We start from the raw sequence: 21,793 nt of genomic DNA, 5'->3' as shown, positions 1-21,793 counted from the left end.
GGTACTGCAGGGGGGACCCTGTGGGAGAGTAGGACGCCGCCGAACAATTGTTGAGAAAACCCCCGCATCTTCGGATGCGGGGGTTTTCTGCGTTTTAGGACGGCTGCACCAGCTTTGTGTCGTACGCCAGAATCACCGCCTGAATGCGGTCGCGGGAACCGGTCTTCGCGAGGATACGGCCCACGTGGGTCTTCACCGTCGACTCGGCCAGGTGGAGACGCGTGGCTATCTCCGAATTCGTCCAGCCCTGGCCGATGACCGTGAGGATCTCGCGTTCCCGGTCGGTGAGGGAAGCGAGGCGGGCGTCCTCCTGTGTGCCGTCCTGCGTGGTGGGGCCGGCCGGGAGGTGGTGGACGTAGGCGTCCAGGAGGCGGCGGGTCAGGCTGGGTGCGACGACCGCGTCGCCGGTGGCCACCGCGCGGATGCCGGCGAGGAGTTCCTCGGGCTGGGCGTCCTTGACGAGGAAGCCGGAGGCGCCCGCGCGGAGGCCGGCGTAGGCGTACTCGTCCAGGTCGAAGGTGGTGACGATCAGGATGCGGGTGCGGTCGCCGGCGGCGGTGATGCGGCGGGTCGCCTCGATACCGTCGAGGCCCGGCATGCGGATGTCCATGAGGACGACATCCGGGTGGAGCTCGGCCGCCATGCGGACCGCTTCGCTGCCGTTCGCCGCCTCGCCCACGACCGTCATGTCGTCCTGGCTCTCCAGCAGCATGCGGGAGCCGAAGCGCTGAAGGGGCTGGTCGTCGGCGATGAGGACCGTGGTCACTGCGGGGATTCCTCCGGGAGATGAAGACGGACACGCCAGCCCTGCTCCGGGTCGGGGCGAGGGCCGGCCTCAAGTGTGCCGCCGTACAGGGCGGTTCGCTCGCGCATTCCGGGTAGTCCGCGGCCGCCCCGGGAAGTCCCGTCGGCGCGGCCGCCGGTGCCGGTGTCCGTGATCGTGACGGTGACGGCGGCCTGCTCCTCGTAGGAGAGCTCTATCTCCGCGGTGGCGTCGGGGCCGCCGTGCTTGAGGGTGTTGGTGAGGGCTTCCTGGATGACGCGGTAGACGGTGAGTTCGCGGCCCGGGGCGAGCGTGGGGCTGCCGTGGGTGGTGGTGCTGACGGGCAGGCCTGCGGAGCGCACGCCGTCGAGGAGCTGGTCGAGGTCGGTGAGGCCGGGCTGGGGGGTCAGGTCGGGCTGCTGCTTCTCTTCCTCGCGCAGGACGTCGAGGAGGCGGCGGAGTTCGGTGAGGGCCTGGCGGCTGGTGGTGGCGATGGCGTCGAGGGCCTGGGCGGCGCGTTCGGGGGACTTGGTGGCCGCGTATCGGCCGCCGTCGGCGAGGCCGGTGATGACGGAGAGGTTGTGGCCGATGATGTCGTGCATCTCGCGGGCGATGCGGGCGCGTTCGGCGGCGGTGGCGAGTTGGGCCTGCTGGTCGCGCTCGGTCTCCAGGCGGCGGGCGCGGTCCTCCAGGGCCTTGGTGTAGTCGCGGCGGGTGCGGACGGTGGCGCCGATGAGGGCGGCCACGGTGATGGACATCAGCTGCGAGCCGATCTGCTGGTCCCAGGTGCCCTCGCCGTGGCGGAGGACCGACACGAGGACCGGGGTGAGCACCAGGGCCGTCGCCCACCACAGGTTGCGCAGGGGGCGGCGCAGGGCGAGGTGGTAGACGAGGACCAGTTGGAGCAGGGCTGCCTGGAGGGCGGCGCCGGTCCAGGCGTTGACGAGGGCGAAGGGGGCCATGGCGGCCAGGACCGTGCCGGGGTGGGTGCGGCGCCGGAGCAGGGGGGCCGAGAGGCCGAGGCTCAGGGTGAGGAGGAGCCAGCCGGGGACGTCGAGGTGGTGGGCGTTGTTGCGCCAGCCGCCGCCGGCGTAGTCGATCAGGGCGGCTGTGACCCAGAAGCCGGTGAAGTGCAGGTCCCACAGCAGTGGGTGGCGTCGGTCGAAGGCGCGCACCTTGTGGGTGAGGCGCTGGGCGTACTCGGTGAGGGGCTCCGGCGCCCGGTCTTCCGTCACGGGGTCCATCGTGCGGGATGCGACACGGGTCGTCATACGTCTTTGCGGCGCAGGGCCACCGCGGCCGTCGTGAGGAGGGCCGCAGTCCACAGGAACATGGCCAGCAGGGCGGCGCCCGGGGAGGCCGCGCCGGGCAGGGGCTGGGCGGTGGTGAGGGCTTCGAGGGCCTTGCCGGGGAAGTAGCGGACGGCGTCGTCGACGAAGGCGTACGGAAGCATGGCCAGGATCTCCGGGAGGATCATGACGAGGCCGATGAAGGCGCCGATGGCCATGGGGACCGAGCGGAGCAGGGCGCCGATGCCGAGGGCGAGGACGGCGAGGAGGGTGAGGCCCGCCGCGTTGCCCACGAGGGCGCGCAGGACGCCGGGGTCGCCGAAGGAGGCGGACAGGTCCGTGCCGGCGAGGAACGACTGGGCGAGGGGGAAGGTGAGGAGGTTCGTCGCCAGGGTGAGGGGGAGTGCGACCGCGGTCAGGACGGCGGCCTTGGACCACAGGACGGGCAGGCGGCGGGGGACCGCGGTCATCGTGGCGCGGATCTGGCCGGTGGAGTACTCGCCGGCGGTGGCCAGGATGCCCAGTACGCCGAGGTTGATCGTGGCGAACTGGGTGCCGAGGAGGACGAACATGACGGTGTCCATGCCGCCTTCGCCGGAGCCGTCGTAGGCGGCGCCGAGGCCCGCGCCCATGGCGACGGTGAGGGCGCTGGTGACGACGAGGGTGATCCAGGTGGAGCGCAGGGTCCAGAACTTGTGCCACTCGGAGCGCAGGACGCGGGCCGGGGTCACGCGGTAGGGCAGGGTCGCCGTGGTCATGCCGCTGCTCCTTGCAGGGTCGCCGGGTACTCCACCGCGTCGCGGGTGAGGTCCATGAAGGCCTCCTCCAGGGATGCGGCGGAGGGGGTCAGTTCGAAGAGGGGGATGCCGTGGGCGGCCGCCGTGCGGCCGATGTGTTCGGCGTCCGTGCCGCGCACCTGGAGGGTGCCGGGGGTGTCGGTGGTGATGTCGACGCCGGGGGCGGTGAGGAGGCGTACGAGGGTGGTGGCCTCCGGGGTGACGACCTTGGTGGTGCCCGCGCCGGAGTGGTGGACGAAGTCGGTGACCGTGGTGTCGGCGAGGAGGCGGCCGCGGCCGATGATGACCAGGTGCTCGGCGGTGAGGGCCATCTCGCTCATCAGGTGCGAGGAGACGAGGACCGTGCGGCCCTGAGCGGCGAGGGACTTGAGCAGGTTGCGGATCCACAGGACGCCCTCCGGGTCGAGGCCGTTGACCGGCTCGTCGAGGATGAGCGTGGCCGGGTCGCCGAGGAGGGCCGCGGCGATGCCGAGGCGCTGTCCCATGCCGAGGGAGAAGCCCTTGACGCGGCGGTGGGCCACGTCGGTCAGACCGGTGAGGCCGAGGACCTCCTCGACCCGGGTGCGGGGGATGCCGTGGGTGTGGGCGAGGGCGCGCAGGTGGTGGTAGGCGGTGCGGCCGGGGTGGACCGAGCGGGCCTCCAGCAGGGCGCCGACCTCGGTGAGGGGCGCGGGGTGGCGGGAGTAGGAGCGGCCGGCCACGGTGGCGTGGCCGCGGGTGGGGGCGTCGAGGCCGAGGAGCATGCGCATGGTCGTGGACTTGCCGGCGCCGTTCGGGCCGAGGAAGCCGGTGACGGTGCCGGGGCGGACGGTGAAGGACAGGTCCGTGACGACCGTCCGGTCGCCGTAGCGTTTGGTGAGTTCGTGTGCCGTCAGCATGCTTCGATGCTCGTGCGTGCGGGGGCGGTGGGCGTCGGACCGGCGGGGTAATCGGGGTGAGGGGCGTCGTACCCGGGTACTACCGTGGCCGCATGAGCTATGTGATCCGGTCCGTCCGTGCTGATGAGTGGCCCGCGGCGAAGGAGTTGCGGCTCGCGGCGCTGCGGGATCCGGTGGCGCACCTGGCCTTCCTGGAGACGTACGAGGAGTCCGTGGCCCAGCCGGACTCCTTCTGGCAGGAGCGGACGGCCGGTGCCGCCGAAGGGGCGGACACGAAGCAGCAGATCATCGCCGAGGGGCCGGACGGGCGGTGGGTGGGGACGCTGACCGTGCTCGTGGAGGAGCCCGGGACGACCGACTGGGCCGGGTTTCCGGTGGAGCGGAAGCAGGGGCATCTGGTCGGCGTGTTCGTACGGCCCGAGGAGCGCGGGAGCGGGCTGACCGAGGTGCTGTTCGACGCGGCCCTGGAGTGGTCGTGGGGGCAGGGTCTGGAGCGGGTGCGGCTCATCGTGCACGAGGAGAACGGGCGGGCGCAGCGGTTCTACCGTCGGGTGGGGTTCCTGCCGAGCGGGGTGACGGTGCCGCTGGGGGACGCCGGGGAGCTGGAGTTGGAGTTCGTCCTCGAGCGGGAGTGAGCGTCTTCGGCCGGGGGGCCGGTCAGACCGGCAGTTCGTCGTGCGGCCAGCGGGCGCGGCCCTGTTCGCGGGACCGGAGCAGGGCCAGGGTCGGCATGCCCCGGTCCGCTCCGGTGGCCAGCAGCTCCGGGAGGTGGGGAAGCGGGGCCACGGCCGCGACGTCGTCCAGGACGAGCGTCATTGGTGGGTCGAGGCGACCGGCCGATGACCGTTCGGCCATGTGCCGGCCGCGCTCGACCACGCTGGAGACGAGGGCCGTCAGGAAGGGCATCGCGCCCGGGTTCGTCCTGGGGTCCTCGATGGATTCCCCCACCACATAAAGCGTGCCCCCTTCGTGGACGAAGGAATCCAAGGCGAGGGCATCAGTTCGGTTGGGAGTGCAGGCCTCGCGGATATTGACCGTGGAGAGGGCCGCGAGGGCGCGGGTGGTCAACTGCTGGGCCATGTCGCGGCGTTCCGGGTGGGCCGTGAGGGCGCCTTCGAGTTCGCCCGCGGAGCCGGGGGCGGCCTTGGGGTTCGTACGGAGGATGCGTACGGCGTCCTGGATCTGGGTGCCCTGGGACCAGCGGTGGACGTGGCGGATGGTGCGGCCGTCGATCGCTGCGGCGTGCAGGTAGCTCCGCAGGAGTATCTCGGCTGTGTCGCTGAGGGCTTGGTCGAGTTTGGCGGTGGGGCGGACGGGAGTGAGGAGGGCGGTGGCTCTCGTGGTTGCCGTCGCCTTGTCCTCGCAGCCGGCGGTGGGGGACCAGTGGAGGCGGGACGGGGTGTCGCAGAGGTGGGTGGGGTCGTAGAGGTGGGTGGGGCCCAGTTTGGCTCTGGCGTCCTTGGTTTCCTGCCAGAGGGCGGGGTTCGAGGTGACGACGAGGGCGGGGCCCTCCGCGTCGCGTACCGCCTGGGTTGCGGTGGCTTGGCGGGTTTCCCGCGGGGCCACGAAGATCTTTTCCCATCCGCCCACTCGTTCCTGCCCGAACGGAGATGCCGGGGTCGCGGGGAAGGTCGCCGGGTGGGGGGAGCCGCCCGGGCTTGCTGGGGGATCCAGGGGGCTCGTGGGATCGACGGGTGAGCGGCGAGGGGTCGGGACCTCGTGCTGTGCCGGGCTCGGGGCCTCGTGTTGCGTCGAGGTGGGGCCGTGGCGCTGTGCCGGGGACGGGACCTCGTGTTGCGTCGGGGTCGGGACCTCGTGCTGCACGGGGGCGTGCGCCTCGTACGCGGTGGTTCCCCGGTCCGGTGCCCTGGACACCGCCGCGTCCTGCGCCGCCGTCGCCCTTTGCTCCCGGTTCCTCGCCCGAACCGCCCGCCACCGGGCCAGCGTGCCCATCACGAACACCGTCAGGACGACCAGGATCATCAGCTGGCCGAAGAACAGGCCCCAGAACAGGCCGTAGCCGGAGAGTTCGCCGGGGGGTGTGTCGGGCCAGGCGCCGGGGATGTCGTGGGGCTGGGCGATGAGGCCGCGCATGGCCAGCGGCGTACGCGCGAAGGTGACGCCGGACGGCCAGGAGCCGTGGGCGAACCAGGCGGCGAGGCCGGTGGCCGTCCACACCAGCAGGGTCATGCCGAGGAGGAACGCGAGTATGCCGACCAGCAGGCCGTCGGGGATGCCTCCCTGGCCGTCCCGCTGGGTGTGGCGGTCGTCCGGTCTCACGCGTCCTCCCCTGTGCCTACGCCACCGTCGATTCGGAGTCGCCCAGGTGGTGCTCCACGAAGGCCGCGGCCCGTTCCTCCGCCTCGAGTTCGGCGGCGTGCAGGGCGTCGTCCGCGAGGTCGGCGGAGGACTGGGTCATCGCGCGGTCGGTGAAGACCAAGGGGCGTTCGGTCTCCGTGACCAGGTGTTTGACGACCTGGACGTTGCCGTTGACGTCCCAGACGGCGATGCCGGGGGTGAGGGTCGGGATGATCTCCACCGCCCAGCGCGGGAGGCCCAGGACGCGTCCGGTGGCCCGTGCTTCGTCCGCCTTCTGGGCGTAGATCGTTCTCGTCGACGCCATCTTCAGGATCGCGGCCGCTTCCTTCGCGGCGGCGCCGTCCACGACGTCCGACAGGTGGTGGACCACCGCCACGAACGACAGGCCCAGGCGTCGGCCGAACTTCAGCAGGCGCTGGAACAGCTGGGCGACGAAGGGGCTGTTGATGATGTGCCAGGCCTCCTCGACCAGGAAGATGCGCTTCACCCGGTCGGGGCGGATCCAGGTGTGCTCCAGCCACACGCCGACGATCGCCATGAGAATGGGCATGGCGATGGAGTTGCGGTCGATGTGGGACAGGTCGAAGACGATGAGCGGGGCGTCGAGGTCGATGCCGACCGTGGTGGGGCCGTCGAACATGCCGCGCAGGTCACCGTCGACGAGACGGTCCAGGACCAGGGCGACGTCGAGGCCCCAGGCCCGTACGTCGTCTATGGCGACGTTCATCGCCTCGGCCGACTCGGGCTCAGGGTGACGCAGCTGCTCGACGATGTCGGTCAGGACAGGCTGGCGGTCGACGATGGTCTCGTTGACGTAGGCGTGGGCGACCTTGAGGGCGAAGCCGGAGCGTTCGTCCAGGCCGTGGCCCAGGGCGACCTCGATGATCGTGCGGAGCAGCGCCAGCTGGCCCGTGGTCGTGATCGCGGGGTCGAGCGGGTTCAGGCGGATCCCCATGTCCAGGGCCGCCATCGGGTCCAGCCGGATGGGAGTTATCCCCAGCTCCTGCGCGATGAGGTTCCACTCGCCGACGCCGTCCTCGCCCTGGGCGTCCAGGACGACGACCTGGCGGTCGCGGAAGCGGAGCTGGCGCAGGACGTACGTCTTCTCCAGCGCCGACTTGCCGTTGCCGGACTCGCCGAGGACCAGCCAGTGGGGGGCGGGGAGCTGCTGGCCGTAGAGCTGGAAGGGGTCGTAGATGTAGCCCTTTCCGGAGTACACCTCGCGGCCGATGATGACGCCGGAGTCGCCGAGGCCGGGGGCGGCGGTCGGGAGATAGACCGCCTGGGCCTGGCCCGTGGACGTGCGCACCGGGAGCCGGGTCGTCTCGACCTTCCCGAAGAGGAAGGAGGTGAAGGCGTCGGTGAGGACGGACAGCGGGTCCCGCATCAGGTCCTACCTCCGAATGCCGGTGGCGAAGGGAAGGGTGTTCACGAAGGCGCGGTGGTGCTCGCGGTCGCACCACTCCAGCTTCAGGTACGACTTTCCTGCCGAGGCCCTTATCGTGCGCTTGTCGCGGGCGAGTGCGTCGGGGTTGCGGGAAGAGACGGTGATGTAGCCGACGAGGTTGACGCCGGCCGCGCCGCTGGCGAGGTCCTCGCCACGCTGGTCGAGCCGGGAGTTCGCGGCGACGTCGCGCGGGTCGACGGTGCGGTTCATCTTGGCGGCGCGGGAGGCCTCGGCCTCGTCGTTGGTCTTCTCCGTCAGCATGCGCTCGATGGCGACCTCGGTGGGTTCGAGGTCCATCGTGACGGCGACCGTGCGGATGACGTCCGGGGTGTGGACGAGGAGCGGGGCGAGGAAGTTGACGCCGACGGGGGTCATCGGCCACTCCTTCACCCAGGCCGTCGCGTGGCACCAGGGGGCGCGGGTGGAGGACTCGCGGGTCTTGGCCTGGAGGTAGGTGGGCTCCATGGCGTCCAGCTCGGCCGGCCAGGCGTTGCGCTTCGTCATCGCCTGGATGTGGTCGATCGGGTGGTCCGGGTCGTACATGGAGTGGATCAGCGAGGCCAGCCGTCCCTGACCGAGCGGCTGCCGGACGCGGATGTCGGCCTCCTGCAGGCGCGAGCAGATGTCGGTGAGCTCGCGGGCCATGACGACGGCGAGTCCGGCGTCCCGGTCGACCTTGCCGCCGTGGGCGCGGGCGGCGCGGGCCATGGCGTTGGCCTCGGCGGCGAGGTCGCGCGTGTAGTGCATGCAGGCGACGAGGTAGGCGCGGTGCTGCTCGCTGCTGGTGGACACCATCGACTGAAGCTGGTCGTAGGAGTCCTGGAGCCAGGGCAGGGCCTTCTCGTCACCGCGGACGGAGACGTCCTTGGCGTGGGCGTCCGGGTCGGCCGGGAGGGTGCGGGCCAGCATCTGGATGCGGGTGACGAAGCCGTCGCCGTTGGCCACGTGCTTGAGCAGTGTGCCGAAGCGGTCGACGAGGGCCTCCTGGTCCTCGCTGTCGCGCAGGCCGACGCCGGGGCCCTCGATCTCGATGGCGGCGGTGACGGTCTTGCGGTCGGCGTGCAGGAGCACGGCGATCTCGTCGGGGCCGAAGGGGGCGGCCAGCCAGGTGATGCGGCCGATGCCGGGGGGCGGGCCGATCTCCACCTCGCGGCCGTCGAGCCGGGTGCCTGCCTCGATGACGGCGGAGCGGTAGGCGGTGCCCTGCTTCAGGGTCCGCTTGTAGCTGCGGTTGATCTCGAACCACTTGTAGAACGTGCGGTGCTTGTACGGCACGTACACCGCGGCCAGCGCCAGCATCGGGAACCCGGCGAGCAGCACGATGCGCAGCGACAGCACCGGGACGAGGAGCCCGCACATCATGCCGAGGAACGCGCCCACGACGATCAGGGCGATCTCGCCGGTCTCGCGGTTGCGGCCGATGATCGCGTTCGGCCGGGCGCGGCCGATCAGATATGTCCGGCGGGGCGTGACCGGATGGGACACGTGGGACTCGGTCGTCAACGCCCTTCACCTCCCGTGCGGTTGGTACTGCTGTTGCGGGTGTTGCTGGCGTGGGGAGTGTTGACGGGGCTGCTCGAACGGGGGGCGGGTGCGGCGGAGGGGACAGATCCGCCGCCGCCGTTCGAGGCGCGCGCGCTGTGCGCGGCGACTCCGCCGGAGGCGGGGTTGCTCGGGCGGGGGGCGGAGGACTGGCTGCCTCCGCCGTTGTTGTCGGCACGGGAGCTGTGGGTCTTGATGCCCTGCGCGACCAGGGTGGCCGGGGAGCTGATGACCGCGGCGGCCTTGCTCTCGGCGCCCTGCATGAGGCGGTTGTTGCGGGAGCCGGCGATCTCGTCGCCGAAGCCGGGGACGAAACGGTAGATCATCGCACTGGCGAAGATGGCGAGCAGGATGATGGCGAGCCCGGAGACGACGGCGGAGAAGGCGTTCGGCCCGTCGTCGGCGGAGAGTGCGCCGGCGAGGCCGAGGACGATGACGATGACCGGCTTGATGAGGATGACCGCGATCATGATGCCCGCCCAGCGGCGGACGTGGCCCCACAGGTTCTTGTCGACGAGGCCGGCGTAGACGACGGTGCCGAGGAGGGCGCCGACGTAGAGCAGGGCGGCGCGGATGACGAGCTCCAGCCAGAGGACGCCGGCGGCGAGGATGCTGACCAGGGAGACGACGATCAGCATGATCGGGCCGCCGCCGATGTCCTCGCCCTTCTTGAGGGCCTCGGAGAACGTGCCGAAGAACGCGTCGGTCTGGTCGCCGGTGGCTTTGGCGAGGACCTCGGTGATGCCGTCGGTCGCGGAGACGACGGTGTAGAGGATCAGGGGGGTGAAGGCGGAGGCCAGGACGGTGAGCCAGAGGAAGCCGATGGCTTCCGAGAGGGCGGTGGCCAGGGGGACGCCGCGGACGGCTCGCTTGGCCACGGCCAGGAGCCAGAGCAGGAGCGTGAGGACGGTCGACGCGGCGAAGACGACGGCGTACTGCTGGAGGAACTTGGGGTTCGTGAAGTCGACGTTCGCGGTCTCCTTCACGGCTTCGCTGAGCTTGTCGACGGTCCAGGAGGCGGCGTCGGCACAGCCCTTGGCGAGGGAGGAGAGGGGGTCGAGGGTGGAGGTGGGGTCGAGCCGGGAGGTACCGCTGCCGCTGCCGCTCCCGGTGTCGCCTTCGCAGATCTCCCGGGCCCTGCCGGAGAGCAGGGAGCAGTTGTCGTTGCTGGGGCTGGGACTGGGCGACGGCGTGGGAGCGGCCACCGCCCGGGTCGCGAACAGGACCACGGCGGTCTGTACGGCGGTGAGGGTTGCGGCGACCTTCACTGCGCGGCGCGGGCTACCGGGCATACGTGAACCCTCCGAACTCCTCGACGGCCTTGGAGATGTCGTCCGACGTCGACACCTTGTTGTCGCCGTTGACCGGCGCGGGGCCTTCCTTCTGGGAGAAGCTGTCGACCTTCCAGTCGCCGTCGGTCCAGCGCAGTTGCAGGGCCATGGTGAACCAGTCGTTGGTGACCGGGTTCTGTGAGCTCTCCCCCGTCATGCCGAACACGCCCGTGCACCAGACCTCGACGGTGGCGGTGCTGCCCGAGTAGTCGGTGACCTTGGTGCCGACCGGCATCGTGCGGGAGACGTAGGTGCTGCCCTTGGGCGCTTCGCCGTTCTCGTCCAGGCCCACCTTCTCCAGGAAGGCCTTGCTGTAGACCCGGTCGAGGTTTCTCTCCAGCTCGGAGACCTTGCCGGCGTCGAACACCTGACGGACGATCTCGGGCCGCCGCGCGGGCTTGAGGATGTCGGCCGAGACGAGGACGACGGCGTAGTTCGCCGCGGCGCTCTCCGCCCCCTCCTGGTCCTGGGCGAAGCCCGAGGGGATGCCGGTGCCCGACTTGGTCTTGACGGGGCGTTGGCCGGAGGGGGCCGTCGCCGCTGACTCGGGCTTGGCGGAGGAGCCGTTCGTGGAAGAGGACGCGTCGCCGTCCCCCCGGTTCGCGAAGGCGATGGCTGCGATCAGGAGGACCACCACGCCGACCACGGTGACCAGGCTGCGGGACGACCCGCGGCGGCGGGGGTCGCCGAAGGCGTCGCCGGAGTCGGGCAGGCGGGTGCGGGTCTGGCCCGTTCCGGCGTAGCCGCCGGAAGACTCGTGGTCGTCACCGAGACTCATGCCGCGTACGCCCCCTCGCCGTCGTGCGGAAACACTTCGTACCGGTCGTACTTCTCATACTCCTCGTACGACGGTAGCCGTGCTGGTTCCCGCGCGGGCGCGGTGTGGTGACTCGACATCAGGGAAACGCAACCTCAGCCGGTGGGCACGACGGGCGGGTGGGATGGAGAGAGACGGGGCGCCGGGCGTGCCCGGCCGGGCGGATGGTGCCCGGGCTACACGGCCATGCCGTAGACGATGGTGAACAGCGTCCCGAGTGACCCGATGATGAAGACTCCCGTCAGGCCCGCGATGATGAGGCCCTTGCCCTGTTCCGCGCTGAAGGTGTCCCGCAGGGCGGTGGCTCCGATGCGCTGCTTGGCGGCGCCCCAGATGGCGATGCCGAGGCAGAGCAGGATGGCCACCGCCATCACCACCTCGATCATGATCTTCGCCTCGTTGCCCAGGCTGCCGAAGGGCCCCCAGTCCGGAGCGATCCCACCGATGATGGTGTTGATGTCTCCCTTGTCGGCCGCAAAGAGCATGTAAGTCACCGCCCCTGTTGGGTAGTTCCGCACCCTCTGCGGTCGTGCAGAGGTCAGGCCTCATTCTCGCCGACAATGATGCTGTCGTATGTCGACTTGGCGTCATTGATTGGCGGGTTTCGTACGAATACCTTGCCACCGTTCCGCGCCGGCCCCTAGGGGTGGCGACGGGTGGTGTGCGAAGGATCGTATGGTCACTCTGTGTATCACGGCAGGTCACGCCGGGCAATGAGGCCTGAGCGGAACCTGGTGTGTGGTTCCGTCGTTGTGCCCTCTTGCGGACTTTCTCACCTTTGCGGGCTGTTTCTGACGGCTGGTCGGGTGAGTGGTTGCGCCGGTGTTCCCCGGGTGAAGGCTACCTGGCAAGGCGAAGGGGCCGCTGCTGGGTTGCAGCGGCCCCTTCGTTTCCTGCCGTCCCCGGGCCCCCACGGCCCCGGGCGGCGCTCCTCGGTGACGGTCTGTCACCAGCCGGGAGGCGTCAGCCGGTGAAGGCGCCGAGTCCCTCCGGGGTGCCCAGACCGGTCGGGCCGTCGTAGCCCGTCCGGGCGGTGCAGAAGTAGCTGGTGGTGCAGCTGCCGTTGCTGCCGCTGGTGACGTCGTTCAGGGCGGATGTGTTCGCGTAGGGGAATTCGGACGGGTAGGAGCCGGCGGACGGGGTGCCCGCGAGGGCGTAGACGCTCGCGATGATCGGGGCGGAGGCGCTGGTGCCGCCGTAGGTGGCCCAGCCCTGGCCGTCGGCGCCGTAGGTGTCGTAGACCGAGACGCCGGTCGCCGGGTCGGCGACGGCCGAGACGTCGGCGATCATGCGCTTGGCGCAGCCGGTGTCGGTCTGCCAGGCGGGCTTGGTGTCGTAGGCGGAGCAGCCGGAGCCGGTGCCTTCGGTGCCGCTGGTCCGCCAGACGCTCTCGGTCCAGCCGCGGGTGGCGGAGGAGGCGGTGAGGCTGGTGCCGCCGACGGACGTCACGTACTTGGACGCCGCCGGGTACTCGGCGCCGTAGCCGGCGTCGCCCGCGCTGACGGTGATGGCGACGCCAGGGTGGTTGAAGTAGGCGGAGTCGTACGACGCGTCGGAGGAGGACTCGCCGCCGCCGTAGCTGTTGGAGACGTACTTGGCGCCCAGGGCGACGGCCTCGTTGACGGCGGTGCCGAGGTTGGCCATGGACGCCGTCTTCGCCTCGACGAGGGTGATGTGGCAGTTCGGGCAGATGGCGCTCGCCATGTCGAGGTCGAGGGAGATCTCGCCGGCCCAGCCGCTGTCGGCGGTGGGGAGGGCGGTGGTGGAACTGGTCTGGCTCACCTTCTTGAAGCAGCCGTTCGCCGTGGTGCAGGCGGGCAGGCCGTAGTGCGAGCGGTAGGCGGCGAGGTCGGACTCGGCGTTCGGGTCGTCGTAGGCGTCGACGATGGCGATGGTCCGGCCGGAGCCGTTGCTCGTGGCGGCGGAGGTCAGGCCGTAGGCGCTGCGGAGGTCGGTGGGGCCGTAGCCGGAGGGGGAGGAGGCCTCGGCGGTCTTCGCCGAGATGCCGTGCTGCTTCTGGAAGGCGGTGACGCCCCCCGTGACGCGCAGGGCGTTGCAGGCCATCTCGCCCTGGTGGCGGGGCAGGGCGCAGGAACGCGTCCAGGTGACCTTGGAGGTGCTCGCGTCAGCGGCTTCGGCGTGGGCGGCGGTGGTGAGGCCGGTGAGGAGGAGCGCGGCGGTGGCGGTGACGGCGGAGAGCGTGCGGCGCCATCTGCGGCGGGTGGAGGGGGCGTTGTGCGGTGTCGTGCGCAAGGTACAGCCTCCTGGCAGTGGTGGGCAGAGGCCTGCGGGCGGGGGAACCGCCGGTGCGTTTCCCGGCGGGGGCGGCGACCCGCGACGACGATCGCTTGGTGAGTACGCGACAACAAGACGGGTTTCGGAATTCTGACCTCCGCATTGCTGAAGGAGGCGTGGGGCTTACTGATCGCTGACGGCTCGATGGCCGGGCGATGGGTGCGGCTTGAGCCGAGCGGCCGGATTCAGCGGGGCTTGAGGCCGTGCAGGAGGAGGTGGACGAACGCGTCGACGCCGCCGAGGGCCGCCTCGGGGGCGAGCATGCCGCCCGCCGCGAAGGAGGCGATGCCCTGGAGGGTGGCGCCGGTCAGCAGGGTGAGGTGCTGCGGGTCGCCCTCGATGATCTCGCCGCGTTCCTGGGCGTCGGCGATGACCCGCTCCAGGGAGCCCACCGTCCGGTCGACGGCCGCGGCCATCTGCTCGGAGGCGTCCGGTTCGTGCTTGCGGGCGTACATGAGCTCCAGCAGCTCGGCGTGGTCGATCGAGAAGGCGAGATAGGCCCGGGCGAGGGCGGTGAGCCGTCGTTCCAGCGGGAGGGTGGGGTCGTCGGCGCCCTCCAGGGCCTGGCCCAGGCGGTCGTAGCCGACGAGCGCCAGGGCGTTGAGCAGGGCCTGCTTGTCCTTGAAGTGGCGGCCGGGTGCGGCGTGGCTCACGCCGGCCTCCCGGGCCAGCTCGCGCAGCGAGAGCGCGGCCGTCCCCTTCTCCCGCAGGGTGCGTTCCGCGCCGGCGAGCAGGGTGGAGCGCAGATCTCCGTGGTGGTAGCGGCGGCTCTCCGGGGGGCGGCTCTCTGGCATGCGCACCATCGTATCCCGATGTTGGCGACGCCATCATTGTTGTCATTGACAGCATTGTTGTCGACGCCTACATTCGGGTCATGGCTGAGAAGAGGAACACCCGGAGCAGCGAGACATGGAGCGCGGACCGCCTCCCCGACCTCGGCGGGCGGACCGTCGTCGTCACCGGCGCCAACAGCGGCATCGGCCTCACCGCGACCGACGCACTGGCCCGGGCGGGGGCCCACGTCGTCCTCGCCGTGCGGGACCCGGAGCGCGGGCGGGCGGCGGCGGCGACCGTGCAGGGCAGCACGGAGGTGCGCCGGCTGGACCTGGCGGACCTGTCGTCCGTGCGGGCCTTCGCCGACGCCTGGCAGGAGCCGCTGCACCTCCTCGTCAACAACGCCGGCGTGATGATGCTCCCCAGGCAGCGCACCAAGGACGGCTTCGAGATGCAGTTCGGCACGAACCATCTCGGGCACTTCGCCCTGACGAACCTGCTGCTGCCGCACATCACCGACCGCGTCGTCACGGTCTCCTCGGGCGCCCACCGCTGGGGCGGCGCGACCATCGGCTTCGACGACCTGGACATGGCGGCGAACTACACCCCGCAGCGCGCCTACGCCCAGTCCAAGCTGGCCAACCTCCTGTTCACCCTGGAACTGCAGCGCCGCCTCACGGAGTCGGGCTCCGCGGTCCGCGCCCTGGCCGCCCACCCCGGTTACGCGGCCACCAACCTCCAGAGTCACGCGGCCAACCCGGTGGTGCGCGCCTTCATGCGCCTCGGCAACAGGTTCTTCGCGCAGGACGACCGCGCCGGTGCCCTCCCCACGCTCTACGCCGCCACCGAGGACCTCCCCGGCGCGAGCTACGTGGGTCCCGACGGCCTGGGCGAGATGCGCGGCGCCCCGGCCCTGGTGGGCCGCTCGCGCGCGGCGGGCGACCCGCGGGCGGCCCGGCGGCTGTGGCGGGTGTCGGAGGAGCTGACGGGGACACAGTTCCCGCTGTCGCGGGACGAACAGGCCGCTGTCTGACGTATCTCTCACCTTCGTCCGGCACAGTCGCCCCGGTGAATCGGGTCCTGGCCGTCGTCGTGATGCTCGTCGCCCTCCTCGCCGTGTCCACCGCGACCGCCGACGACCGGGGTGGGCCCCTCGGGGTGACCGTCGCCGGGCGGGACGCCCGGGTCGGGGTGCTCGTGCCCGCCGCAGGGGGACGGCACTTCTGTACGGCGTCCGTGGTGGAGGCCCCGCACCGGGACCTGATCGTCACCGCGGCGCACTGCCTGGGCGGAGACGGAGGGCTGGTCTTCGTGCCGGGCTACCGGGACGGGCGTGCGCCCTACGGGGAGTGGAAGGTGCGGCGGCGGTTCCTGGCCCGGGGGTGGACCGAGGGGCGGCACGAGGACAGCGACGTGGGATTCGCCGCGGTCGCGCCCCGGGGCGGCGAGGAGGTCCAGGACGCCGTCGGCGGGAACCGGTTCGTCACCGGCACGGTGCCCGGGGCCACCGCGGTGACCGTCACCGGGTACCCCAACGCGCGGGACACGGCCGTCAGCTGCACCGCCGAGCCGCACGCGCTCAGCCGCACCCAGCAGCGCATCGCGTGCCCCGGCTTCAGCGGGGGCACCAGCGGCAGCCCCTGGGTGAACGGGGACGGGCAGGTCGTCGGGGTCCTCGGCGGGCACGACCAGGGCGGGACGACCCCCGGCGTCTCCTACAGCGTGGTCCTCGGCGCGGAGGCGCAGCGGCTGTACGGGCAGGCGGCGGGGGATCCGTGACGGGCCGTGAACCCGTGCGCCGGGCCGGAGTCGTCGTGCTCTCGCCGTGCTGCCCGTGCTGTGCCCCGTTCCTCCGTCCGCCCCGACTCTCCTCCCCGTGATCATTCCCGGGCGGGGCGGCCGCCTCTACACTGACCAACGGACTCCTGGGCGGTGAGGGGCGGTTGACGGTGCGTAAGGCATGGATCGTGGCGAGTGTCGCCATCAGTTCCGCCCTGGCGTTCGTGATGCTGCTCGTCGTCGGGGTCTACCTCGTCGCCGGGAACCTGGTCAACGGCGTGGGCGGTGGGGCGAAATCGCTGGCCAAGGGGTCGGTGCCCGCCGCGTACGCGGCCCTCGTGCAGAAGTGGGGCAATCTCTGCCCCGCCATCAGCCCGGCCCTGCTCGCCGCCCAGCTCTACCAGGAGAGCGGCTTCAACCCGAGGGCCCAGAGCCACGCCGCCGCGCAGGGGATAGCGCAGTTCATCCCCGGCACCTGGGCCAGTCACGGCATCGACGGCGACGGCGACGGCGACCGTGACGTGTGGGACCCGAAGGACGCGATTCCCTCGGCCGCCTCCTACGACTGCGAACTCGCGTCGTACGTGAAGAAGGTTGGCGGGAATCAGACCGAGAACATGCTGGCCGCCTACAACGCGGGGGCGTACGCGGTGATCAAGTACGGCGGTGTGCCGCCGTACAGCGAGACCCGGAACTACGTGAAGCGGATCACGACGCTCTCCGAGAGCTTCGCGGCGCCGGTCGGACGGGTCGACCCCTCCGAGCAGGCCGCCGCCGCGATCGAGTACGCGCAGAAGAAGCTGGGCACGCCCTACCTCTGGGGCGGCACCGGCACCGCTGAGCAGGGCGGACGCTTCGACTGCTCGGGACTGACCCAGGCCGCCTACGAGACCGTGGGCATCAAGCTCCCGCGCGTCGCCAACGACCAGTACAACGCCGGTCCGCACCCCTCGCGGGACGAACTGCTCCCCGGCGACCTGGTGTTCTTCTCGGACGACCTCACCAATTCCCGTGCCATCCGGCATGTCGGCATTTATGTCGGAGGCGGGTACATGATCGACGCGCCCCGGACCGGTGCCGTCATCCGATTCGACCCGATCGACACCCCTGACTACTTCGGAGCCACCCGCGTCACCGAAGATGGCGCGAAAGCACTGCCCACGACGGTGTGAACCGTGCGTGAACCCACCCCCTGAGCTGCGAAGACGTATCTCTCTTCGATAACGTCTGCGTGATCATTCGGTGGAGTGTGGAACGTATCGACGGGGACCATGCGTTCCTGATGACGTAGCCGAGCAGACGTTCATTCGGCACGTGTCACGCACGCGTGCGGCGGAAGCGGATCTACAACCACGGGGGTGGCAGGAGCGGCGCACGCACAGGTGCGCCGGGAGAGACGACGAAGGGGCCGCAGCACCATGGCTGGACTCGCCGATTCCGGGTCGAACCCCGACGTCGACCTGCTGTACGACATCAATGGCCTGGCCAAGGACGCGCCGGCGTGGTTCGACCGCGTCATGGAGTACGTCGGTGAGTACGGGCTGCTGCTCGCCATCGTCCTGCTCGTGGTGGGGTGCTGGTGGTCCGTACGGCGGCGTGGCGACGAGGACGCGGCGTCCACCGTCGCGGCGTTGGTCTGGGCCCCGTTGGCCGCCGGTATCGCCGTGCTGGTGAACGTGCCCATACGGGGGTTCGTGGAACGGCCCCGGCCGTTCCTGGACCACCAGGGGCTCGACGTGCTCGTCCAGGGCAAGACCGACTACTCGTTCGTCAGCGACCACGCGACGATCGTCATGGCGCTGGCGGTCGGCCTGTTCGTCGCCAACCGGAAGTTCGGGCTCGTCGGGCTCGTGCTGGCGTTGTTCGGCGGGTTCATCCGCGTCTACATGGGTGTGCACTACCCGACGGACGTCGTGGGCGGGTTCGCGCTGGGGACGGCCGTGGCGCTGCTGCTGTCGCCGCTGGCCATGGCCCTGCTGACGCCTGTGATGAAGGCCGTTGAGCGGTCGTCCCGGGTGGGGTGGCTCGTGCGGAGCAGAGGGCGGGCCGAAGGCGAGGACGCGATGATCCCCGAGGCTCGGAGTGAGCGAGCCTCGGAGAGGGATCTCGCCGCCTAGGGTCCTGGCCGGGAAGGCTGCCCGGCGCTAAGGAGTGGCCCGTTCACAGCGCCTGGGGATACGTGAAGAAGCGGTCGGGGTCGTACTGCTTCTTCAGCTTGGCCAGGCGGTTCGCCGCGTCTCCGTAGTACGCCTTGCGCCAGTCGGTCAGCGTCGGGTCCGTGTAGTTCTGGTAGGCCGCGCCCGAGGCGTGGGGCCGCATGGACTTGTGGGCGGAGGCCAGCCAGTCGCGGGAGGTCGTACCGCTCGTGCCGGCCCGCCAGGCCCCGATGTACTGGGCCAGCATCCGCGAGCGGCGGTGGACGAACGCCGTGGACGTGGGGGAGACGCGGTTGACCGCTCCGCCGAGGGCGGTCAGCGCGATGCTGCCCGTGCCGCCGCGCACCGAACCGATCTGGGACAGCAGCGTGCGGATGCCGGCCGTGGAGAGGGAGCGGTCGAAGAAGTCCGACGCGGCGGCGTACGTCTCGCGGCCCAGCGCCCCCTTCGGGGAACGGCCCGGGGTCGAGCCGGGCAGATGGCACTGCGCGTCCGTCGGGAACGAGGAGCAGCCCGCGTACACCTCCATCGACTCCTCGTACGAGCGGCGCTTCAGGGAGACGCTGCGGGCCGGGGCGCCGACGCGGTCGGCCAGACGGTCGACGGCGTTCTTGAGTTCGCCGTGGGTGCCGAGGGAGAAGGCCGCTACCGAGACGGTCGGAGTGCCGCCCGCGGCACTCGCCAGGTGCAGGGACGACCAGATCTCGTCGGGCTGTGACGGGCCCCACTCCTGCCAGGCCTTCACCACCGCGGCCGCCTTCGACCAGGGCCAGGACAGATATGCCGAGACGCCCTGCGGGGCCGGGTGGGTCTTGAAGTGCAGCTCCGTGACGACGCCGAAGTTGCCGTTGCCGGCGCCGCGCAGGGCCCAGAAGAGGTCCTTGTTCTCGCGGGAGTCGGCGGTGAGCTGCTTGCCGTCGGCGGTGATCAGGGTGGCCCGGGTGAGGCTGTCGCAGGTCAGGCCGTAGGCGCGGGAGACCACGCCGTGGCCGCCGCCGAGGGTGAGGCCCGAGACGCCGACCGTCGGGCAGGAGCCGGCGGGGATCGTGACGCCCTTCGCGGCGAGGGCGCGGTAGACGTCGATGAGTTTGGCTCCGGCGCCGACCACCGCGGTGGTGCCGGAGGCCCGGACACGGTTGAGTTTCGAGACGTCGACGATCAGACGGCCGTCGCCGGAGGACCAGCCGGCGTAGGAGTGGCCGCCGTTGCGGATCGCCACACGCAGGGCGTGGGTGCGGGCGTAGGCCAGGGTGGTGCGGATGTCGTCCGGGTGGGACACGTACGCGACCGCGGCGGGCTTCAGGTTGTCGAAGCGGGTGTTGTAGAGCTGCCGGGCCGCGGGCCAGTCGGCGTCGCCGGGGCGGATCAGGGGGCCGTCGAGGTCGCGGGCCAGGGCGGACCAGTTGGCGGCGGTGGATCTCGAGGTCGTGGTGGTGCGCGAGGCGTTGGTCGCCGTGGCCCCGGAGCGGGTGCCCGACCGCGTGCAGGCGGCGGTGAAGGGGGTGGCGGCCGCGGCGATCGCCGCCGTGCCGGCTGTGAGGATCGTGCGCCGTTCCATGGGGCCTCCCGGTGGTTCCGTCCTGGGAGACGGGGTGATGGGGGTGGGGGTTCCATGGGTCCGGCCGCGGCTGCGGCGGCGTCCGCCACGGGTCTCAGCCCGTCGTGTGCTTCTCCGCGTCCGTGCGCGCCTGGCTTCTCGCCCTTCTCGCCGGGCCGCGCCAGCCGCAGATGCAGTGCGCCATGCAGAAAGGGCCCTTCTCCCTTGTAGACGTGCGGTGTTCCGGGAGGTTGGGGGGAGCTTCCAGCCCGTCCTGCTGCGCCACAGCGACCACGTTACCCACCCCGGGTAAAGCATTCGTATGGCGGCCGGCGCGGGCTCGCGTGACGGGGGCACATACCCGTCGTTAACCGGAACAACGAGGGGGCCCGTGACGGACGTACCGGCTGGGGGTAGGCAGGCGATGACTGGGCGGCAGCGGGAACGGCGGCACAGGCGGACGGGCGCGGCGCTCGTCGCGGCCGGGGTCCTGGCCGGGGCAGGGCTGGGGACCGCGGGGTGCTCCGGGGGTGACGCGGTCGCCGGAGACTCCCGTGGCGGGGACGCGGTCGTCGTGTTGCGGCAGGCGGCCGGCCGTCTCGTCGACGCGGGGAGTTCCAAGGCCCGTACGTCGATGGAGATGGCCGCCGGCGGGACCCGGGTGACCATCCGGGGTGCCGGGGTGTACGACTACCGCAAGCGGATGGGGCGGCTGAAGGTGCTGCTGCCGCAGGATCCCGCGGGGGCCGCCGAGCGCCGGCCGATCACCGAACTGCTCGCGCCGGGAGCGCTGTTCATGAAGAACCGGGGCGCCGGTGTGCCCCCGGACAAGTGGGTGCGGGTGGACACGCGGACCCTGTCCGACGGGAACCTCGTCACCGGCGGGGCCACCGACCCGTTCACGGCGGCCGAGGTGCTGCTCGGGACGCGGACGGCGACGTATGTGGGCAGGACGGAGGTCGCGGGAACCTCAGTGCGGCACTACCGGGGGACGGCGGACCTCGGTGACGCGGCCCGGCGTGCCTCGGACGGGAACGCGGGGCCCCTGAAGGCGGCGGCCGAGGGGTTCGCCACCGCCGAGGTGCCGTTCGACGCCTACCTCGACGAGGAGGGACGGATCCGCAAGGTCAGGCACCGCTTCAGCTTTCTGAACGGGCAGCAGAAGAGCCCCGTGGCCGTCGCCTCGACCACGCTGCTCTTCGATTTCGGGGCCTCGGTGCGCGTACGGTTGCCCAGAACCGACGACATCTACGCGGGCAAGATCGCCGAGGAGTGACCGGCGTGAACTAGCCCGTCCGTGCCATGCGCGGTGTGTAGGCCGCTCCCTACTCTAGGAAGTCGGTAACGGCAGAGACGAGGTGATGCACGTGGCTCCGGTCGGCGGTACGGCAGTTCAGGACCACGTGGCCCTCGCCGAGATCGAGCTGTGCGGAGAGCTGATCATCGCGGCCTCGGCCGCCCAGGAGCGGCTCAGCCTGGAGAGCATCGACGAGGTGCTGAAAGTGGCCGAGGAGCGGGACTCCTCCAGGCGCTGAACCCGGGCATCCTCAGGACCCGGGCGGGGCTCACGCCGGGCTCACGTCCGCAGCATGCGGGCGATCGCCTGGGTGGCCTCCTTCACCTTCGCGTCGATCTCGTCGCCGCCCTTGAGGGCCGCGTCGGCGACGCAGTGCCGCAGGTGCTCCTCCAGCAGTTGCAGCGCGAAGGACTGCAGGGCCTTGGTGGAGGCGGAGACCTGCGTGAGTATGTCGATGCAGTAGACGTCCTCGTCGACCATGCGCTGCAGGCCGCGGATCTGGCCCTCGATGCGGCGCAGGCGTTTGAGGTGTTCGTCCTTCTGCTTGTGGTACCCGTGCACACCGTGGTCGTGATCGGTCGTCACGTCCGCACCCGTGGTGTCGGCGGTGCCGGTGGTGACATGTGCGACATCTGTTGCGTCGGTCACGTCCGTCATCGCTTCCTCCTGGTGGGCAGTGGGCCGACATATACCCCTGGTGGGTATATGGTACCGAACTTTGCCGGGTATACGGCCCCTGGAACCGCCCCCGTGCTCATCACTGTGCCCGATG

General features: G+C 71.0%; 21 protein-coding genes. 7 read left to right on the top strand and 14 right to left on the bottom strand.

The genetic code is table 11. The features are described from left to right. Positions 1–94: 94 nt before the first annotated feature. Genes AB0G20_RS37425 through AB0G20_RS37410 form a run of 4 tightly spaced genes read right to left on the bottom strand, consistent with a single transcriptional unit; the run spans position 95 to position 3,727 of the window. Complete coding sequence (locus tag AB0G20_RS37425) at positions 95–766, bottom strand: response regulator transcription factor (protein ID WP_361310779.1); 672 nt, start codon at positions 764–766, stop codon at positions 95–97. Then, positions 763–2,007, bottom strand: a complete 1,245-nt coding sequence (locus tag AB0G20_RS37420) for a histidine kinase (RefSeq protein ID WP_361310790.1) — start codon at positions 2,005–2,007, stop codon at positions 763–765. Before AB0G20_RS37420 ends, AB0G20_RS37425 begins: the two co-directional genes overlap by 4 nt. Before the next feature lie 23 nt (positions 2,008–2,030). Further along, positions 2,031–2,810, bottom strand: a complete 780-nt coding sequence (locus AB0G20_RS37415) for an ABC transporter permease (RefSeq protein ID WP_361310776.1) — start codon at positions 2,808–2,810, stop codon at positions 2,031–2,033. Then, the gene (locus AB0G20_RS37410; protein ID WP_361310773.1) at positions 2,807–3,727 is read right to left on the bottom strand and encodes an ABC transporter ATP-binding protein; all 921 of its coding nucleotides are present in this window, start codon (positions 3,725–3,727) and stop codon (positions 2,807–2,809) included. Before AB0G20_RS37410 ends, AB0G20_RS37415 begins: the two co-directional genes overlap by 4 nt. A gap of 92 nt (positions 3,728–3,819) precedes the next feature. Between AB0G20_RS37410 and AB0G20_RS37405 the strand changes: the two genes are divergently transcribed. Further along, positions 3,820–4,362, top strand: coding sequence for a GNAT family N-acetyltransferase (locus AB0G20_RS37405; protein ID WP_361310771.1), 543 nt, complete (start codon positions 3,820–3,822; stop codon positions 4,360–4,362). A 22-nt stretch (positions 4,363–4,384) separates the two neighbouring features. Here the strand turns inward: AB0G20_RS37405 and AB0G20_RS37400 are convergent, their stop codons facing one another. The 8 genes from AB0G20_RS37400 to AB0G20_RS37365 all read right to left on the bottom strand — a co-directional run bounded on the left by AB0G20_RS37400 (position 4,385) and on the right by AB0G20_RS37365 (position 14,281). Beyond that, entirely contained in the window at positions 4,385–6,007 is a 1,623-nt protein-coding gene (locus AB0G20_RS37400; RefSeq protein ID WP_361310769.1) for a type VI secretion protein, read from the bottom strand. A 16-nt stretch (positions 6,008–6,023) separates the two neighbouring features. Beyond that, the gene (locus AB0G20_RS37395) at positions 6,024–7,433 is read right to left on the bottom strand and encodes an ATP-binding protein (RefSeq protein ID WP_361310767.1); all 1,410 of its coding nucleotides are present in this window, start codon (positions 7,431–7,433) and stop codon (positions 6,024–6,026) included. A gap of 6 nt (positions 7,434–7,439) precedes the next feature. After that, positions 7,440–8,996: an SCO6880 family protein gene (locus AB0G20_RS37390; protein WP_361310765.1), complete on the bottom strand. Its 1,557-nt coding sequence runs from the start codon at positions 8,994–8,996 to the stop codon at positions 7,440–7,442. After that, entirely contained in the window at positions 8,993–10,327 is a 1,335-nt protein-coding gene (locus AB0G20_RS37385) for a hypothetical protein (protein WP_361310762.1), read from the bottom strand. Before AB0G20_RS37385 ends, AB0G20_RS37390 begins: the two co-directional genes overlap by 4 nt. Further along, entirely contained in the window at positions 10,317–11,144 is an 828-nt protein-coding gene (locus AB0G20_RS37380; protein WP_361310759.1) for a hypothetical protein, read from the bottom strand. Before AB0G20_RS37380 ends, AB0G20_RS37385 begins: the two co-directional genes overlap by 11 nt. 215 nt (positions 11,145–11,359) lie before the next feature. Then, positions 11,360–11,668 carry a hypothetical protein gene (locus AB0G20_RS37375; RefSeq protein WP_356688907.1) on the bottom strand — a complete coding sequence of 103 codons (309 nt, stop codon included), beginning with the start codon at positions 11,666–11,668 and terminating at the stop codon, positions 11,360–11,362. 478 nt (positions 11,669–12,146) lie between these two features. Continuing rightward, on the bottom strand, positions 12,147–13,436 hold the full coding sequence (locus AB0G20_RS37370) for a S53 family peptidase (protein ID WP_361310754.1): 1,290 nt from the start codon (positions 13,434–13,436) through the stop codon (positions 12,147–12,149). Positions 13,437–13,663: 227 nt separating this feature from the next. Continuing rightward, on the bottom strand, positions 13,664–14,281 hold the full coding sequence (locus tag AB0G20_RS37365; protein ID WP_361310751.1) for a TetR/AcrR family transcriptional regulator: 618 nt from the start codon (positions 14,279–14,281) through the stop codon (positions 13,664–13,666). A gap of 71 nt (positions 14,282–14,352) precedes the next feature. On the opposite strand from AB0G20_RS37365, the gene AB0G20_RS37360 reads away from it, so the two are divergent. From AB0G20_RS37360 to AB0G20_RS37345, 4 genes are all read left to right on the top strand, one after another. Then, positions 14,353–15,285 (top strand): oxidoreductase, encoded by a 933-nt coding sequence (locus AB0G20_RS37360; RefSeq protein ID WP_361310749.1) that lies wholly within the window; start codon positions 14,353–14,355, stop codon positions 15,283–15,285. A 62-nt stretch (positions 15,286–15,347) separates the two neighbouring features. After that, positions 15,348–16,031: a trypsin-like peptidase domain-containing protein gene (locus AB0G20_RS37355; protein ID WP_361310787.1), complete on the top strand. Its 684-nt coding sequence runs from the start codon at positions 15,348–15,350 to the stop codon at positions 16,029–16,031. 164 nt (positions 16,032–16,195) lie between these two features. Continuing rightward, positions 16,196–17,203 carry an NlpC/P60 family protein gene (locus AB0G20_RS37350; RefSeq protein ID WP_361310746.1) on the top strand — a complete coding sequence of 336 codons (1,008 nt, stop codon included), beginning with the start codon at positions 16,196–16,198 and terminating at the stop codon, positions 17,201–17,203. Between the two features lie 246 nt (positions 17,204–17,449). Continuing rightward, a complete protein-coding gene (locus AB0G20_RS37345) occupies positions 17,450–18,148 on the top strand; it encodes a phosphatase PAP2 family protein (RefSeq protein ID WP_361310743.1) in 699 nt (232 codons plus the stop codon). A gap of 43 nt (positions 18,149–18,191) precedes the next feature. Here AB0G20_RS37345 and AB0G20_RS37340 read toward each other — a convergent pair whose 3' ends face one another. Then, positions 18,192–19,745 (bottom strand): FAD-binding oxidoreductase, encoded by a 1,554-nt coding sequence (locus tag AB0G20_RS37340; RefSeq protein ID WP_361310740.1) that lies wholly within the window; start codon positions 19,743–19,745, stop codon positions 18,192–18,194. A 403-nt stretch (positions 19,746–20,148) separates the two neighbouring features. Here AB0G20_RS37340 and AB0G20_RS37335 point away from each other — a divergent pair, with 403 nt between their 5' ends. Beyond that, positions 20,149–21,000 carry a hypothetical protein gene (locus AB0G20_RS37335; RefSeq protein ID WP_361310738.1) on the top strand — a complete coding sequence of 284 codons (852 nt, stop codon included), beginning with the start codon at positions 20,149–20,151 and terminating at the stop codon, positions 20,998–21,000. Positions 21,001–21,091: 91 nt separating this feature from the next. Next, entirely contained in the window at positions 21,092–21,259 is a 168-nt protein-coding gene (locus AB0G20_RS37330; protein WP_167345922.1) for a hypothetical protein, read from the top strand. A gap of 41 nt (positions 21,260–21,300) precedes the next feature. Here AB0G20_RS37330 and AB0G20_RS37325 read toward each other — a convergent pair whose 3' ends face one another. Next, positions 21,301–21,678, bottom strand: coding sequence for a metal-sensitive transcriptional regulator (locus AB0G20_RS37325; protein WP_361310735.1), 378 nt, complete (start codon positions 21,676–21,678; stop codon positions 21,301–21,303). Between the last annotated feature and the right edge of the window lie 115 nt (positions 21,679–21,793).

The organism is Streptomyces sp. NPDC024017 (assembly GCF_040638895.1).
Taxonomy (GTDB): domain Bacteria; phylum Actinomycetota; class Actinomycetes; order Streptomycetales; family Streptomycetaceae; genus Streptomyces.
This window is presented reverse-complemented; position numbering and strand designations above follow the sequence as displayed.